This is a genomic window from Echinicola jeungdonensis, from assembly GCF_030409905.1.
Lineage (GTDB): Bacteria > Bacteroidota > Bacteroidia > Cytophagales > Cyclobacteriaceae > Echinicola > Echinicola jeungdonensis.
In genome coordinates this window covers 542,474-559,547 of sequence record NZ_JAUFQT010000002.1, presented here as the reverse complement: position 1 = coordinate 559,547, position 17,074 = coordinate 542,474, and the positions used below count along the sequence as shown (strand labels likewise).

The following is a 17,074-nucleotide window of genomic DNA, read 5'->3' as shown; positions in this document are numbered from 1 at the left end:
ATGGATAAATTCATTTATTTCTTTTCCTTTCAGGATCCAAATGTAATGATGGTGGTAACAGGCATTTGCCTATTATCCATCAGTTCAGCCATGGTAGGGACCTTCACCTTCCTGGACAAAAAAGCCCTGGTGGGTGATGCCATATCTCATGCTGTTCTTCCAGGTGTCTGTCTTGCTTTTATGTTTGCAGGTACAAAGAATCCTTATTGGATTGTCTCGGGGGCATTTGTCACCGGCGCCATTTCAACCTATGCTATTACCTGGATTACCAATACCACCAAACTCAAAGAAGACACCGTAATCGCCGCGGTACTATCTATTTTCTTTGGGATAGGTATTGTAATGATGACCCAATTACAACAAACCGGAAACGCGGCTCTTTCCGGCTTGGATCATTTTATCTTTGGAAATGCCATTTCCATTGTCAAGGAAGATCTTTGGGTGTATGGCCTTCTTGCCTTTGCCGTTATCACCACTATCCTGTTTTTCTACAAAGAATTCCAGGTAATGGTTTTTAATAAATCTTTTGCACAGTCGGTGGGCCTTCCCATCAAAAGCCTGGAGTTTCTCTTCAATTCCTTGATGGTATTGGCCGTGGTGACAGGCATTCAAGCCATTGGGGTGGTATTGATGGCGGCCTTGTTAATTACTCCTGCAGCTGCAGCCCGATTTTGGACAGACCGCCTGGACCGCACTTTAATGATAGCGGTTGGGTTCGCCCTGTTTTCTGGCATTACCGGAGCATACATTTCATTTATCCTGCCTCATATGCCTACGGGCCCCTGGGTGGTGATTGTGCTTTCTTTATTGGCCTTTTTATCCTTCTTCTTCTCCTTTAATAAAGGAGTCCTGACCCGGTGGATGGCCAAAAGAAAATACCAAAGGAAAATTCATACGGACCATATCCTAAAGTCCCTTTATAATTCCCGGGAAAAAGGAATGGAAGGCATTGCACTTGACACTTTACGGCACCATTTCCCTGGGATAAAAAGCAGTATCAATTCTTCAATCAAAGAATTAGAAGGAAAAGGATATGTAACTAAAAATGAATACATTATAGACCTTACAGAAAAAGGATTAATAGAAGCAAAAAGGATCGTAAGGCTGCACCGTTTGTGGGAGCTTTACCTGACAGAATATATGAATATTGCTCCCGACCATGTACATGAAAGCGCAGAAAAAATGGAGCATATCATCACTCCTGAATTGGAAGCCAAGCTGGACGAAAGGCTAAACTTCCCCAAATCAGATCCACATCATTCCATCATACCAAGAGACAAATCATGAGTTTTGACCCAAATGCATTTATTATCATTGTAACTGGTTCCATGATCGCCATATCCTGTGGACTGCTGGGCGTTTTTCTCATGTTGAGAAAAATGGCAATGACCGGAGATGCTATCTCCCATGCGATTTTGCCTGGAATAGTTATGGCTTTCCTGATATCAGGAAACAGAAATGGCCTGACCATGGTGATTGGAGCAGGCTTGGTAGGTATCCTTGCTACCATTATAATTGAATACCTAAGTTCAAAAGTAAAATTGCAATCAGATGCATCCATAGGCATCACCTTTACCTCCCTATTTGCTGTTGGGATAATTTTAATCACCTTTTTGGCCAACCAGATTGACCTGGACCAGGACTGTGTTTTATATGGTGAAATTGCTTATGTCCCCATTGATCTTTGGATCACCAAAGCTGGCACCATTCTGGGGCCAAGGGTCACCTATTTAGCAGGGATCAATTTTGTTTTGGTATCCACCTTTATCTACCTATTCTTCAAAGAATTAAAAATCAGCACCTTCGACAGCCAGTTTGCTGCCACCATAGGCCTATCCACTGCGGGTGTCAATTATGGTTTGATGGGCATGGTTTCTTACACCACCGTAAGCTCATTTGAGGCAGTAGGCGCAATACTTGTTGTGGCCCTTTTGGTAGTTCCGCCTGCCACAGCCTACCTTTGGACCAAAGATTTAAAAAAGCTCATACAACTCACTATTATTCTGGGTATTACAAACTCCTTTTTTGGTTATTATTTAGCCTATTGGCTCAACAGTTCCATAGCCGGATCCATGGCCTCAGTGGCTGGATTGATCTTTTTTGTCAGCATCGTCCGGCACCAAAAAAAGATTCCCAAGTTATTTCAAAAAGGAATTCAAATTCCAAAAAGTAAAGGCCTTTCCAATTAAAGGACGTTAAGGCAAATCCAGGTGAGGAACTATGCTTACCAATGCTTAGTTTTATGAATTGAAATTAGAAATACAATGAAAATATACACGATAATATTATTGCTTCTGCTTTTGGGAAGCCCAATTCTTGCTCAGGAAAAAAACGCCATTGAATGGTATAGCTTTGAGGAAGCCATCGCCCTCAATCAAAAAGAACCTAAAATGGTATTGGTGGATGTTTATACTGACTGGTGCGGATGGTGTAAAAAAATGGACAAGCATACCTTTACTGATGAAAACGTAATTGATTATGTCAATGATAATTTTTATGCGGTCAAATTGGATGCGGAAAACACCAAAAAAAAATTCGAATTCAAAGGAAAAGAATATTCAGAAGCAGCCATGGCCAGGGCCATGCGAGTCAGCTCCTACCCCAACTTTGTCATCATCGATGCTGCGATGGAAAACATTACCCAGCTCCCGGGATACAGAGAACCTGATGTTTTCCTCAAAGACCTGAGCGCTACCTTAAAGCAATTAACAGGAGAGTAAGCTTAGTATCAAGTAGCTAGAAACAAGTATAAAGACCTTCTAAGGAAATATCACAGGTCTAACGTCTAAAATCTATAAACAATGGCTTTTTCAATCAGTGAAAAAGAAGACACCATCATTGCACTGGCAACGCCTCAAGGTGTAGGAGCCATAGCAGTGATCCGGCTTTCCGGAAAGGATGCCATCAAACTGACCAATGAAGTTTTCAAGGGCAAGGACCTTGAAAAACAGGACAGCCACACCATTCATTATGGCACCATCAAGGATGAGGACCGCATTATTGATGAAGTGTTGGTATCACTTTTTGTGGCCCCTAAATCTTTTACCAAGGAAAATGTGGTGGAAATTTCCACTCACGGTTCCTCTTATATCATCAACCAGGTTATCAAACTTTTTATACGGAAAGGTGCCCGCCCTGCCAAACCCGGAGAATTTACTCAAAGGGCCTTTCTCAATGGCCAGTTTGATTTGGCCCAGGCAGAAGCAGTGGCCGACCTGATCCACTCCGACTCTGAAGCCTCCCACCAAGCTGCCTTGCACCAGATGAGAGGTGGATTTAGTGGGGAAATCAAAGCCCTACGGGATCAATTGATCCACTTTGCTTCCATGATTGAATTGGAATTGGATTTTGTGGAGGAAGATGTGGAATTTGCCAGCAGGGATGACCTGAGAGTATTGGTAGAAAAACTGATGCGGGTGGTTGAAAACCTGATTTCCAGTTTTGACCTGGGCAATGTAATCAAAAACGGGGTCCCTACTGTGATTGCCGGCAAACCCAATGCGGGAAAATCCACCTTACTCAATGCCCTTTTGAATGAGGAAAAAGCCATTGTCACCGATATTGCCGGAACTACCCGGGATTTTATTGAGGACGAAATCAATATCGGCGGGGTAATTTTCCGTTTTATCGATACGGCCGGACTGCGCGAAACTACAGACACCATTGAGGCCATGGGCGTCAGCCGGACCCAGGAAAAAATGAAATCAGCCTCCCTGATCCTCTACCTTTTTGATCTGACGGATACTGACATGGTAGAAATCAATAGGGATGTCAACAAACTTGAAAACCTGGGGGTGCCATTTGTCAAGGTGGCCAATAAGGTGGATAAGGGAGAACCACTATTTATGGAAAAATTAATGGCCAAATACCCAGAAACTATTTTTATCTCAGCCGGCCAAAAAGAAAACCTGGACGAGCTCAGAGACAAGATTTTGGAATTGGTCAACCTGGACAAATTCAAAACCGGCAATACGGTAGTCACCAATATCCGCCATTACGATTCACTGGTCAAAACCAGAGAATCCCTATTGGACGTGCTGGGTGGTTTGGATCAAGAAATCACCAATGATTTCCTGGCCATGGACATCCGCAGATCTCTACATTTCCTGGGTGAAATCACTGGTGAGATCACAACGGATGATTTGTTAGCGAATATCTTTTCTAAGTTTTGTATCGGAAAGTAATTACTTTTCAGATAGTACACTAAAGCCTTCTTTTTCTTGCTTTTAGGCTGTTTTTACTTCCTTTACTTGTTGCTAATTTTCCTATTTTTTCCTATCTTTCGTTTCTAATTTGTTGCTGACCAATCAATATTTGTTGTTAGCAACAGATTTTTAAGATAGTGGCGAGATGATGTTACATAGAGATACATCCTGATACAAAGGGATACACTCTGATACAGAAACAAGCCGAAAAAGGAAACACCATGAGCAGCAACATTCGAGTTCCAAAAATCTGTCAGCATTGCGGTACTGAGTTTATCGCCAAGACAACTGTGACCAAATTTTGTGGTGATAACTGTGCCAAGCGTGCCTACAAGAAACGCAAGAGAGATCAGAAGGTACAGGAGATTGCCCCTACTGCGGTACAGAAACAAGAGTACAATCAGGAGCAAGTCAAAGACAAAGACTTTCTAAGTATTGCCGAAACCTGCAAACTACTTGGAGCTAGTAGAATGACCTTGTACCGTCAGATCAAGAACGGAAAAATTCAAGCTGCGAAAATTGGTAGCCGTACCATCATCAAGAGAGAAGAAATCGAAAAACTGTTTCAGGCATGAAAGTAACACTAAGAAAACGTAATCAAGGTGGCAAGACCAGTCTATACCTCGACTACTACCATAAGGGAAAAAGGAAAACCGAATACCTCAAATTATACCTTACTCCTAATCCGAAGACCAAGGAAGAAAAGGAGGTCAACAAAAAGACTCTTCAATTAGCTGAGACTATCAGAGCACAGCGACAAATTGAAATCCAAAACGGTGTTTATGGGTTCCGAGACAATGAGAAATTGAAAGGTAGCTTCCTTGCATACATTGAGCTACTTGCCAATCAGAGACAAGACAGTCCAGGCAATTACGGCAACTGGACAAGTATGCTGAAACATCTAAAGGCATTTTGTTCCTATGAGGTATCCTTCTCAGATATTGACAGGCAGTTTATTCAGGATTTCAAATACTATCTTGATAAGAAAGCTATAGCACACGGCAGTCAGAAGCTATCCCAAAACTCAAAGTACTCCTACTTTAACAAGCTGAGAGCAGCTTTAAAGCAAGCAGTGAAAGACGGTATTCTACCGACTAACCCAAGCGAAGGAGTTGACGCCTTTAAACAAGGTGAGCCTGAAAGAGAATTTCTAACCTTGGAGCAACTGCAAGCAGCAGCCAATACAGAATGTGAAATCCCTCAGATGAAAACGGCATTCATATTTTCATGCCTCACTGGTCTGAGGTGGTCAGACATCAATAAGCTTCTCTGGTCAGAGGTGCAGCATTCAAATGATAACGGGTATTACATCCGATTCAGACAGAAGAAAACCAAGGGAGCTGAAACCCTACCTATTTCAGAACAAGCCTTTGGCTTGCTCGGTGAAAGGCAAGCTCCGGAAGAACGAGTATTCAAGGGATTGAAATATTCTGCCTGGCATAACCTGAAATTGCAACAATGGATGATGAAAGCTGGTATCTTCAAGACCATCACTTTTCACTGTGCCCGTCATACCTATGCCACTTTACAGCTTACGGCAGGAACTGATATTTACACAGTCTCAAAGCTCTTAGGCCATAAGGAATTGAAGACCACCCAAGTCTATGCCAAAATCATAGATGAAAAGAAACAGGAAGCAGCCAACAAAATCAAACTTGACCTATGAGCAATCAAACCAAGATACTTGACGACATCTTATATCAGGAGCTTCGCCCTTGGTTAGGAAAAAATAGCCTTGATCAAAAGTATGCTTCCAAACTCAGCAGCTTAAAGGAAACCTCCACAGATTTTCAATTCAAATATGAAATCAGCTTTCACAGGCCATTCGATCACAAAACAAAGTACTATTCCAAACTGATATTGAATAATGTCAAAGCGGAATGTGTCAGACTTGTGGAGCTGATCAAGGAGGATAACAATGAAAACTTAATCAAGTATTGGCTTGAAGACACACTTAACAAGCGGATTAAAACACGTTTAAATGACCTTGGAAAATTGATTAAAGAAAAGGACTATGCACTTTCGTACATAGATCCTAAGAAAACATCCTTTGAATTAGACCAAACCCATAAGGCAAACACATTCATCGTCCAGCTTCTAAAGCTTGCATACATGCAGCTTTACTTGGAAATCCAAGATGCTTTCAGCACTTGGATAGATGATCAATTCATACTGGAAGACTTTTACAGCCAACTACTCTTAGAACCTGTCCCGGACAAACATTTCTTGAAGCCAGTTCAACTAATTGAAGTTGAATCCAAACCAGTACCAGCAACCAAAACGGAAACCGCAGCAACAGCAAATTCATTTCATTCATTTACCTACAAGCAGCTAAACACCAACCCATATAAATTGACTGATTTATGGGATAGCCTAAAGCTGAATCATTTCATTAGCAAATCTACAACCCTACTCAATTTCAAAAAGGTATTCTCAGGAGGTGAAATTAAAACACCTGTAGAATGGACAGGGAATATCAGCGAACTATTCTATTTCATTAAGCTGATATACTCAGAACATAAATTAGTAGATGACCTCAAGCAAAAGCAATGGGAAGTGACTTGCCTTTGCTTTGTTGATAGTGATGGAAGTTCCTTTGACAGGTCAAAGTTCAGGTCTTTAAAAAGACCAAACCTAACAGGAGATAAAATAGAAAAGGCAGTTTCGCACTTGATATAGTCCACTCTGCACTATACTCCTTTTATCTTTTTTCTGTTTTTGTTTAGTCCTCTTTTGCCCTAAAAGTGGACTATCGTTTTTTACAGCCCACTCTGCACTCTGCACTCTACACTGCACCATGCTTTAGAGCCTCAAAACGCCCCATTTAGCCTCCTACTTTAGCATCGTATTCGACAATCGAATATGACTTTTGGCCAAGAGTCCATTCATTAATTCTTAATACGATTTAAGATGGACGAAATAATTGAACGTCTTGAAAATCTCCAACGCCTAATTGAGAGCCAGGGGATTTACACGAAAGAAGTTTTAAACTTCACTGAGGCTTGCCAGTACTTGGAGCTTTCACAGTCACACTTGTACAAGTTGACAAGTGCAGGAAATATTCCACACTACAAGCCCAATGGGAAAAAGCTCTATTTCAAGAGAACGGAGTTAGAAAGCTGGTTGCTACGCAACCGCAATTCCACCCAGGAGGAAATAGACCGCAGAGCTGCGGATTACCTAATCAAAAAAGGGAGGGTAAAGCTATGACAGAGGTATTAGATATGCTCCTGACACTTACTCAGGACGTTAAAACGATCAAAGCTTACCTCCTCAACTTCCATAAGTCACGATTGGAGCAATTCAGTGACGAATGGATTGATGGTCAGGTAGTGATGCAGACGCTACACATTAGCAAAAGAACCCTTCAATCCCTTAGGGATAGTGGGGTTCTTCCCTACAGCCGAATCAATGGCAAGTTCTATTACAAAGTTTCTGACATGGAAGCTTTACTGGAATCCAACTACTCACCTTCAAAATCAAAGCATTATGGAGATAAGTAGAAAAGCCATATTGAGTAAAACACATTACGGCCTGAATATCTATGCCCATGTGTTACGCCACTACTATCAGGGTGAAACAGTCCTATCCCTTTCGGGAAGGGACTGTAAACCTGCTAAAAATCCATTCAATGCGGACAAGCCCACATTGATGGTTAAAGTAGTTGACGGCATTGCTAGGCATACCGATACAGAAGAAGCCATTGCACAGGGCAATGTCTTTGATTTTGCTTCATTGCATTTCAGCCTCGAAGGGCAAGCCCTTCTCGACAAGATCAATGAAGAACTATACCTGAGAATTGGAAAGGAAAGAGGTTTTTATCATCAAGAGGAAACGCAACCTGCGGTTGCTCTTCCTGAAATAGTCAAACCAGCTCCGCCAGTTTTCAGCTATTTCAACAAGCCTGTTACCAACACAATCCCAAGTCGCCAAGTCTCCTTGATAGAGGTGTACCACCTTATCAAAGGCAATGATTTTGCTTCGTGTACAAGTACACTTCGCAATATCTCCGAGCCAAAGGATGCCCGAAAGTATAAGGCTCAAAACTTCGATTATGTGACCTTCTCAGGCTCATTCTCCAAGCGGAATGATGCTAACCTCCAAAGACATTCAGGTTTGCTCACAATCGATTTTGACCACATTGAGGACATTCCTTCACTCAAGGAATCATTACTCAGCGACCACTATTTTGAAACGGAGCTACTGTTTGTATCTCCTTCAGGTGATGGGTTGAAATGGGTAATACCGATTGACTTGACACAGGCAAAACACCAGGACTATTTCAAGGCAGTGGCAAACTACGTTTCCCACACCTATCAATTAGAAGTAGACCAATCAGGAAAGGATATTTCAAGAGCATGTTTCCTTCCGCACGATACAGATATATTCATCAACCCTAAATACATATAGGTTATGGAGCGAAAAACATTCAATCCGCTGGAATGGCTTGATAAGCCAGACCAACAAGTAAAAGTTACAGAGCAAGGCGATTACAATACAAGTACACAACTCGAAGAAGTTGAACGAATCATACAGGGAATTGAGGCCAACCAAATAGATGTTACCTCCGCTTACAGCGATTGGGTAAACATCGGCTTTGCCTTTGCAGACGAGTTTGGTGAGACAGGCAGAAACCTGTTCCACCGTGTAAGTCAATTTCACCCTGAGTATTCTATACAGGAGTGCGACAAGCAGTTTGATAATTGCATGAAAGCAAGAGGACAGGGAGTTTCCCTGAAAACCTTCTTCTATCACGCTAAAGAAGCAGGAATACCATTGAATACTCCAAAGAAGGAAAGACAAGTCTATAGCCCTGCAAGCAGGTCTGAGCATCAAAGTAAGACCCTAACAAGTCAGGAAGAAATCAAGAAAGAACCGGAGCAAATGCCAACCTTTCCTGATTCCCTATTTCCTGAACTTCCTGAATACTTACAAAGGGTAATACAGATAGCAACCTCTAATGAAGAAAGGGATATTCTACTCCTTGGCTCCTTAGTGGCTATTAGTGCCTGTTTACCCAAAGTGTCAGGCATCTATGATGGAAAGCGTGTCTACTCCAATCTGTTTCTATTCATTACCGCCCAGGCATCCGCAGGGAAAGGACGTTTGGTACACTGTAGGCAATTAGTGAATCCAGTTCACAAGGAGTTTCGGGAACAAGCAAAACTCCACAAGCAACATTATGAACTGGAATTGGCTGAATACAATGCCAATAAAGGGAAAGTTGAAGGAATAGAGAAGCCTGACAAGCCACCTGAAAAAATGCTCTTTATACCTGCCAATAACAGCTCCACAGGAGCATATCAATTATTGGGTGATAGTGATGGTAAAGGGCTGATATTTGAAACAGAAGGTGACACACTTGCACATGCTTTTAAGAGTGATTACGGCAACTATAGTGACGGCTTTAGAAAAGCCTTTCACCATGAGACTATTTCCTACTATCGCAGGACAGACCGTGAATATGTGGACATAGAAAGCCCTTGTCTTTCTACTGTCCTTTCAGGTACGCCCAAGCAAGTAGCAGCACTTATTCCGAATGCAGAAAACGGCTTATTCAGCCGTTTCATATTCTATTATATGAATGTTCGACCGGTGTGGAAGAATGTATTTGCTTCGCAAACTACAAATGGATTAGACGACTACTTTGATGCGTTAGGCAATGAGTTCTTTAGTCTTTACAGTTCATTGAAAGCTGGACAGGATGTTCAATTCTTTCTCACCGCTGACCAGCAAGACCAGTTCAATCAGTTCTTTGGTCAGATACAGGAAAAGTACATGAGTATTCAGGGAATCGACTATATGGCTACCATCCGAAGATTGGGATTGATTGCATATCGTTTCTGCATGATATTCTCCGCTTTGCGGATCATGGAAACAGGCGAAACATCATCAAAGATGATTTGTGAAGAAAGAGACTTTCAAGCTTCGCTTGCTATGGTCAGAGTATTGGTCAAGCATTCAAGTAAAGTATTTGCGGAACTCCCAGAGGATGTTCAGAAACCTACTCGATTAAATAGGAAAGAGAAATTCTTGAACAAGCTACCCAAACACTTCAACCGTCAGAAGTACTTGGAAGTGGCAGCAGGCTTGAGCATTCCTCACAAAACGGCAGAGGGCTATATCACTGACTTCTGTAAATCAGGGCTGATTCACCGTGAGTCTCAGGACAACTACATAAATACCTCGATTGAGGAAAGTCAGGATTCTGAGGATGCTAAGGAAAGTTAATCCTTGGTATCCTCTATTTCCTTAAAATCCTGAGTTGGGATTAATGGTTTTATTTTCTTTTTCTAACCTTATTTTTTCTTATATTAGCCAAATATTGACAAGTCATAAAATAACAGGTCATGCAATTTGGTGAAAAGATCAAGCAATTGAGAGAAGAGAAAGAGCTTTTACAGCGACAATTAGCTGCAAGCCTTGAAATTGATACTCCAATGTATAGCAAGATTGAAAGAGGAGACAGAAAAGCAAAGAGAGAGCAAGTAACGGCTTTGGCTCAATTGCTTGGTGCAAACGAAGAGGAATTATTGACTATTTGGCTGTCTGATAAGATAATTGAAAATGTAGGTAATGAATCTACCGCATTGGCGGCTATCAAACATGCTGAAGAGGAATTGAAAAAGAAATCGAAATAATTGGACAATGGTATTAGAAATCAAAAAAAACGGAAACAAGATTTTTGCCCCTCTACTTGGCAAAGAGTTGATTTGTACACCAGAAGAAGAAGTAAGGCAAGAATACATTGTTCATTTGGTTGAGAAATATGGCTTTTCACTTGACCAGATGGCTCAGGAAGTGAAAGTAAACAACTCAAAAAGAGGTCAGGGAAAAGCAAGAGCAGATATTGTTATTTGGAAGAGTCAAGAAGACAGGAATACAGATAACAGCCCTGTTATAGTTATCGAGTGTAAGGCAGAACAAATAACAATACATGAGGAAGACTACTACCAAGGTTACAACTATGCCTCTTGGGCTGGTGCTGACTTTTTTGTAACTACTAACCTAAAAGATACCAAGTTTTTTAGAGTGGTAAAAGGCAAAATGCCTAAGAAGCTCGAAGAGGTTGTTGAAATCCCAAATGCAAAGGAACTCTTTGATAAGAAGAAAATCGAAGAGCTATTAACCAAGACAAAGGCATTTACTAGAGATGAGTTTAGTAAACTACTTTTCAAGTGTCATAACATCATCCGTAATAATGACAAACTATCTCCAGAAGCTGCTTTTGATGAAATCAGCAAGATCCTCTTTATGAAGATTCGTTATGAAAGGGAACAAGCTAAAACAAAAGCACTTTTCTCCCGAAAAGAATTTGAGGATCTAAAATCAGCTTATGAAAAAATAACAGGAAAGGATTCATTGCCCTTCTACCAGCACTTTTTTGAAAAGACCAAAGAGGTTTTCAGAACTGATGAAATCTTCGACCCAAACGATAGTATTAAGATTCGGGAGACCAGCTTTCTGCAAATCGTAAAGGAACTAGAGAAATACAATCTCTCCGATACTTCTGATGATATAAAAGGTATTGCCTTTGAAGAATTTTTGGGAAGGACATTCAGAGGAGAATTAGGGCAGTTTTTCACCCCGCGTACCATAGTGGACTATATGGTAGATGTAATTGACCCGGAAGAAGGTGACGTAATCTGTGACCCATGCTGCGGTAGTGGTGGGTTTCTGATTAAAGCTTTTGAGTATGTAAGAGACAAGATTGAAAGAGATGTTCAAAAACAAAAAGAGAAAATCAAAGAGCTTTATTTCGGGCAGGATTACGAGAAATTATCTGAAAAGAAACAAGAGGCTTTAGCAAAACAAGTAGATGAACTTTTTGTCAAGCTCAATTTTGAACTGGACATACACAATCCGAAAGGCAGGCTCAAAACCCTTTCGTATGACTGCATTTTTGGTACGGATGCCAACCCTAGAATGGCAAGAACGGCCAAAATGAATATGATCATGCATGGTGACGGTCATGGAGGCGTTCATCATCATGATGGATTGCTCAATGTCAATGGCATATTTGACGGTCGATTTGACGTAATACTAACCAATCCTCCATTCGGTTCAAGAGTGAATAAAACATTAAAAGTCACTCCTTCGGATGTTCCTAATGAGGAGAAAATAAAATTCTATGAACAGCGATATGGCACTGATTACAGACAAACTGTAGTAAAACAGATTCAGGATTGGGCAACACACGATAACGGTCACGGCAAAAGCCGTGGAAAGGCGTTGTTAGATATTTTTGATGTTGGGGCATGGAGTGGACTAACAGAAGTACTATTTATGGAAAGATGTCTCAATCTCTTGAAACCAGGTGGTAGAATGGGAATTGTATTACCAGAGGGTGTATTAAATAATAGTGCCCTGCAAAAGATCCGAGAATACATTGAAGGCAAAGCTAAATTAATCAATATTACATCCATACCTCAAGATGTTTTCATTGCGTCTGGAGCTACTGTGAAGCCTAGTTTACTATTCCTTAAAAAATTCAGTGAAGAAGATCAAGCTACCTACTTGAAAATCACAGAAGACACCACCAAAGAAATAAGGGATAAACACCAGCCTAAATTGGATGAACTAAAAGCCACCTTCAAAAAAGCAGAAAAGAAGCTTAAAGAAGGCAAGGCAAGTAAAGAGCTTAGAGAACTAAAGAAAAAATACGCTGAGGATGTAAAACAAGTAGAAGACTTGATAACTGCTGAAATCAAACCATTAATTAAAGAGCGTTTCGACTATCCTATCCCAGTGATCGAAGTGGAAAAAGCAGGTATTTCCAGTACAGGGGCTCCCTGCGAAAATGAATTGGAAGATGTGGCCATTGAATTTCGAGAATATAGAAAGAAAGCCAACCTATGGGCTGAACCAAAGAAAGAGACCCAATACCCTGTAGACGAAGAAGGCAATATCTCCCGACTACAGTTGATTGACGGGACGGCAGTAAGTGAACCAGAAATATTCTACGGAGCATATGCAGACTGATACCGCATTCAAATATCTCAATGAGGTTCGCTTCAAGACTTTATCCAATTGGAGTGCTGGTGCTATACTAAGCGATACAGTACTCTATAAAGATGGGTTTAAGCTGGAATCTATTGGTAGTTTGATACTCCGTAATCGGGACAAAGAAATACTAGAAGATGACAAGGCATACAAGCAGGTAACCATCAAGCTTTACGGCAAAGGTGTAGTGCAGCGAGGCAGTGAATTGATCTTAGGTAAAAACATTGGCACAAAAAACCAATTCCGCATTTCCGAAGGACAATTCATTATGAGCAAAATAGATGCTCGTAATGGTGCTTTTGGTATTGTGCCAGCGGAGCTTGAAGGTGCTATTACTACTCAGGACTTCTTGAGCTATAACATTAATATTGAAAAAATTCTTCCTGAGTTTTTCAATCTGATCACTGGCACAAAACACTTTGCGGATCTATGCCAACGAGCTAGTTCCGGTACTACAGGCCGCCAGAGAGTAGATGAAAAAGCCTTTCTAGAGTTTAGGATTCCAGTGCCTAAGATTGATTTACAAGCGAAAATTGTTCAACAGTATAAAGACAATATTGAAAAAGAAAGGCAGCTACGTTCTAAGTTAAATATTCAAAGAAATGAGATAGACTTATATCTGAATAGAAAAATTGGAATCACGAGTTACACTTTACAAGAGCCAACTAAAAGATTCAATGTAGTAAGCTTCTCAAGTTTATCTGAGTGGGGAATAAATAGTCCTATGGCCAGAATGAGGAGTTTTTATTCCAACTTAAAGTACCGGACCTTACCCATTAATGCCTTATGTAAAATTAGTAGCGGTGGTACACCTAGTCGATCCAATAAAAAATACTATGGGGGTAAAATACCATGGATAAAAACAGGTGAAGTTCGTGAAAATATCATTACTGAAACAGAAGAATATATAACAGAACTGGGGCTTCAAAGATCTAGTGCAAAATTATACCCTAAGGGAAGCCTAATTGTGGCCATGTATGGGGCTACAGCAGGTAGAAGTGCAAAATTAGGAATTGATGCAACCACGAATCAGGCATGTGCAGTATTGCATGACATTAATTCCGACATGATATTGACAGATTTTCTTTGGATTTATCTTATCAGCCAAATTGAGAACTTCAAATTACTAGCATCTGGAAGTGCTCAGCCAAATCTAAATGCATCTAAAGTGGCTAACTATTTGGTACCCATTCCAAGCATTGATGAACAGGTCAAAATCTTGAATGACATAAACTCCATCAAAAGCAAGATAAACGAACTGGAAAACGAAATTGAGAGCATTAATTCACAGACTAAAATTCAATTTGAATCAGCAATATTCAATATAGATTAATATGAATAAAACAGCCATTGCCATATACGGACAAGCAGGACGAGGTAAATCTGCAACGATAAGAGAGGTAGCTAGCCAGCTGATGAATGCCTTTCCTAATCATACGCTCCAAATCATAAATGATGGAGGAGATATTACCTACATCATCGAAATCAATGGGGTAAAAATTGGGATTGAAAGCCAAGGTGACCCTAATAGCCGACAGCCCAGAAGTTTGGCTGACTTTGTTGCTGCAAATTGTGATATTATCATATGTGTTTGCCGTACTTCTGGTATGACGCGGGATGCTGTAGCAGACCTACACCGCAATCACCAATATGAGATTATCTGGACTGCCAACCACCGTTCATGGCAAAAGAATCAAGACCAACTCAATCTGATTTCGGCAAATGAAATTCTTGAGCTAATCAAACTCATTATGAATGGACAATTATGAGGATACACCATTTACATATCAAGGATTTCAAATCATTAAAGGATTTTACCATTGACTTTAATGAGCCTGTTTCGCTATTTATAGGTAAAAACGGTTCAGGTAAATCCACTCTTATGGAGGCCATAGCATGGATATTTCGCTCGGCACACCTCACTTATGTTGAAGAGAAACAAGAAAATCCACCATTTGAGTTTGAAATCACCTACGAACTCAGAATAGAAAAAGTATTGTCCGAATCCAGCACCTTTAGCGAAACATCTACCGATTACATCGGTGTTACCTTGAAAGGCAGCAGAGAAGATAAAAAATACTGGTCTATCGAAACCGATAATAACACTTACAGTATTGATGATCTAATCAAAAGGCATTCAATGGAAAAGTTATTGCCGTCTAATCTGGTAATTTACTATGCAGGTTGGTTTGAGTCAATGGAATTTATTTGTAGTGAGCATGAAAAGATTTATAAGGAAAGACTGCTAGAGGTGAAAACAGAGTCAGATATTACTACTTCATCTGACGAACTATATTCAAGAATAGGCTCTCTACCATTAATGTATGTAGAAAAACATCATTTTGAAATCTTGCTTGCTTCACTATATGCTTTTGAGTTCAATGACCGTGTAGATCGCTTCTTTGTTGAGGATCTTAAAATTACCAAACCTGATCAAAACCCACTCGCTTTGTTTGTCAAAAAAAGACAATGGAAATCAGGGGTTGGAGCTGATAAATTTTGGGGAGCAAGAGGACTCCTAAAAGGCTTCTTAGATGTGGTTAGGAGGTTTGCTTACAATGAAACAGCAAACTACATGGATGAAGATCAAATCTTGTTCAATTTCCATGCACATGATTGGTATGCATTAAGGGAGTTTTATGGAGAAGAAAAGAAGTTATTCTACCTTCTTCATATACTTCATGCTTCTGACATGCTTGGTGGGATTCAGATTTTTATGGATCTCGGAGAAACGTCAATTTCACATCATGATCTAAGTGAAGGACAGCAGCAATTAATTACTATTAAAGCCATCAATGAACTGCTAATAGAAGAGAATACACTCCTTTTATTTGATGAACCAGACACGTACTTACATCCTCAGTGGCAAAGTAGTTTCCTAAAGGGAGTTTACGAAATCATAAATCTCTATGATGAAATGGCCACACCACCCCCACAATTTATCATTGCATCCCATTCCACTATTATGTTATCAAATCTCTCAACTGGAGATTTATTCAAAATGCGAGAAGGCAAGGCACTGAAGATTGATAAGGGTTATTATGGAAGAGAATATGGGTTCAATTTATCCACTATAATGGGAGGTAATGAACGTGTACCAGAGGTACAAGAAGAGTTTGACATTCTGTTTGAATTGATTGATAGTGAAAGCTTTGATAAGGCACAGGAAAAACTGATGGAGTTAAAGGAAAAACATAAGGACGATCCAGAATTGACAAGAGCTGAGACAATGTTGGCATTTTTTAAAGGTGAATAGTAAATGAAGTTCATTGAAAAGGGAAAGGAGCCAGCAGCTTGGAAAGCACATAGGGAGACTCCAGGAGTCGATTTTGATGCCATTCCAGAACTGAAAGAGGCATTACTTCAAGAACAGGGTTATATCTGCTGTTACTGCATGAGTGGAATAAAAGAGAGTAATATGAAGGTTGAACATTATAAGCCTCGTGGAAAGTACCCCAATTTGAAATTGGACTTCACCAATTTGTTTGCTGCTTGCAAAGGCAATTTCTGTTCTGACAAACACTGTGATACTAAAAAAGATAAAACCGAATTATCGATACATCCGGCAGATCCTAAAAATAACTGCGAGCTGATAGTAAGCTATAAATTGAGCGGTCATTTGACTTACCCAGCAGAATATAGAACAGATATTGAAAACACTTTGAATCTCAATAATCCTGTTTTACGGTTAAACAGAAAGTCCACCATGGAGGCAGCTGCAATTGCATTGAAGAAATTGGGATATAGCAAGGCTGTTATAGAAAAGCAGATTTCAAAATTTAATAGTAAAAATGATGCGGGAAAATTCAATCCATACTGCAATGCGGTATTGTGGTTATTAAGAAAAAAATTAAGTGCCAACTAAT

At 40.3% G+C, this 17,074-nt stretch carries 17 protein-coding genes; all 17 read left to right on the top strand.

Going from position 1 to position 17,074, the window contains the following annotated elements; all coding sequences use genetic code 11:
- Complete coding sequence (locus tag QWY93_RS15560) at positions 1-1,287, top strand: metal ABC transporter permease (protein ID WP_290249316.1); 1,287 nt, start codon at positions 1-3, stop codon at positions 1,285-1,287.
- The gene (locus QWY93_RS15555; protein ID WP_290249315.1) at positions 1,284-2,189 is read left to right on the top strand and encodes a metal ABC transporter permease; all 906 of its coding nucleotides are present in this window, start codon (positions 1,284-1,286) and stop codon (positions 2,187-2,189) included. The genes QWY93_RS15560 and QWY93_RS15555 overlap by 4 nt, the downstream gene beginning before the upstream one ends.
- A 75-nt stretch (positions 2,190-2,264) precedes the next feature.
- Complete coding sequence (locus tag QWY93_RS15550) at positions 2,265-2,720, top strand: thioredoxin family protein (RefSeq protein ID WP_290249314.1); 456 nt, start codon at positions 2,265-2,267, stop codon at positions 2,718-2,720.
- An 81-nt stretch (positions 2,721-2,801) separates the two neighbouring features.
- Positions 2,802-4,184, top strand: a complete 1,383-nt coding sequence (mnmE, locus tag QWY93_RS15545) for a tRNA uridine-5-carboxymethylaminomethyl(34) synthesis GTPase MnmE (RefSeq protein WP_290249313.1) — start codon at positions 2,802-2,804, stop codon at positions 4,182-4,184.
- 242 nt (positions 4,185-4,426) lie between these two features.
- Entirely contained in the window at positions 4,427-4,780 is a 354-nt protein-coding gene (locus tag QWY93_RS15540; protein WP_115869583.1) for a helix-turn-helix domain-containing protein, read from the top strand.
- Entirely contained in the window at positions 4,777-5,871 is a 1,095-nt protein-coding gene (locus tag QWY93_RS15535) for a site-specific integrase (protein WP_290249312.1), read from the top strand. Before QWY93_RS15540 ends, QWY93_RS15535 begins: the two co-directional genes overlap by 4 nt.
- A complete protein-coding gene (locus QWY93_RS15530) occupies positions 5,868-6,884 on the top strand; it encodes a hypothetical protein (protein WP_290249311.1) in 1,017 nt (338 codons plus the stop codon). Before QWY93_RS15535 ends, QWY93_RS15530 begins: the two co-directional genes overlap by 4 nt.
- 231 nt (positions 6,885-7,115) lie before the next feature.
- Positions 7,116-7,415, top strand: coding sequence for a helix-turn-helix domain-containing protein (locus QWY93_RS15525; RefSeq protein WP_290249310.1), 300 nt, complete (start codon positions 7,116-7,118; stop codon positions 7,413-7,415).
- Positions 7,412-7,708: a helix-turn-helix domain-containing protein gene (locus QWY93_RS15520; protein WP_290249309.1), complete on the top strand. Its 297-nt coding sequence runs from the start codon at positions 7,412-7,414 to the stop codon at positions 7,706-7,708. Before QWY93_RS15525 ends, QWY93_RS15520 begins: the two co-directional genes overlap by 4 nt.
- Positions 7,695-8,615, top strand: coding sequence for a BT4734/BF3469 family protein (locus QWY93_RS15515; protein WP_290249308.1), 921 nt, complete (start codon positions 7,695-7,697; stop codon positions 8,613-8,615). Before QWY93_RS15520 ends, QWY93_RS15515 begins: the two co-directional genes overlap by 14 nt.
- A gap of 3 nt (positions 8,616-8,618) precedes the next feature.
- A complete protein-coding gene (locus QWY93_RS15510) occupies positions 8,619-10,436 on the top strand; it encodes a DUF3987 domain-containing protein (RefSeq protein ID WP_290249307.1) in 1,818 nt (605 codons plus the stop codon).
- A gap of 119 nt (positions 10,437-10,555) precedes the next feature.
- On the top strand, positions 10,556-10,846 hold the full coding sequence (locus QWY93_RS15505; protein WP_290249306.1) for a helix-turn-helix domain-containing protein: 291 nt from the start codon (positions 10,556-10,558) through the stop codon (positions 10,844-10,846).
- A 7-nt stretch (positions 10,847-10,853) separates the two neighbouring features.
- Positions 10,854-13,187 carry a type I restriction-modification system subunit M gene (locus QWY93_RS15500; protein WP_290249305.1) on the top strand — a complete coding sequence of 778 codons (2,334 nt, stop codon included), beginning with the start codon at positions 10,854-10,856 and terminating at the stop codon, positions 13,185-13,187.
- Complete coding sequence (locus tag QWY93_RS15495; RefSeq protein WP_290249304.1) at positions 13,177-14,541, top strand: restriction endonuclease subunit S; 1,365 nt, start codon at positions 13,177-13,179, stop codon at positions 14,539-14,541. The genes QWY93_RS15500 and QWY93_RS15495 overlap by 11 nt, the downstream gene beginning before the upstream one ends.
- 1 nt (position 14,542) lies before the next feature.
- Positions 14,543-14,977 carry a hypothetical protein gene (locus tag QWY93_RS15490; protein ID WP_290249303.1) on the top strand — a complete coding sequence of 145 codons (435 nt, stop codon included), beginning with the start codon at positions 14,543-14,545 and terminating at the stop codon, positions 14,975-14,977.
- A complete protein-coding gene (locus QWY93_RS15485) occupies positions 14,974-16,464 on the top strand; it encodes an AAA family ATPase (protein ID WP_290249302.1) in 1,491 nt (496 codons plus the stop codon). Before QWY93_RS15490 ends, QWY93_RS15485 begins: the two co-directional genes overlap by 4 nt.
- Before the next feature lie 3 nt (positions 16,465-16,467).
- Entirely contained in the window at positions 16,468-17,073 is a 606-nt protein-coding gene (locus QWY93_RS15480; RefSeq protein WP_290249301.1) for a retron system putative HNH endonuclease, read from the top strand.
- Position 17,074 lies beyond the last annotated feature (1 nt).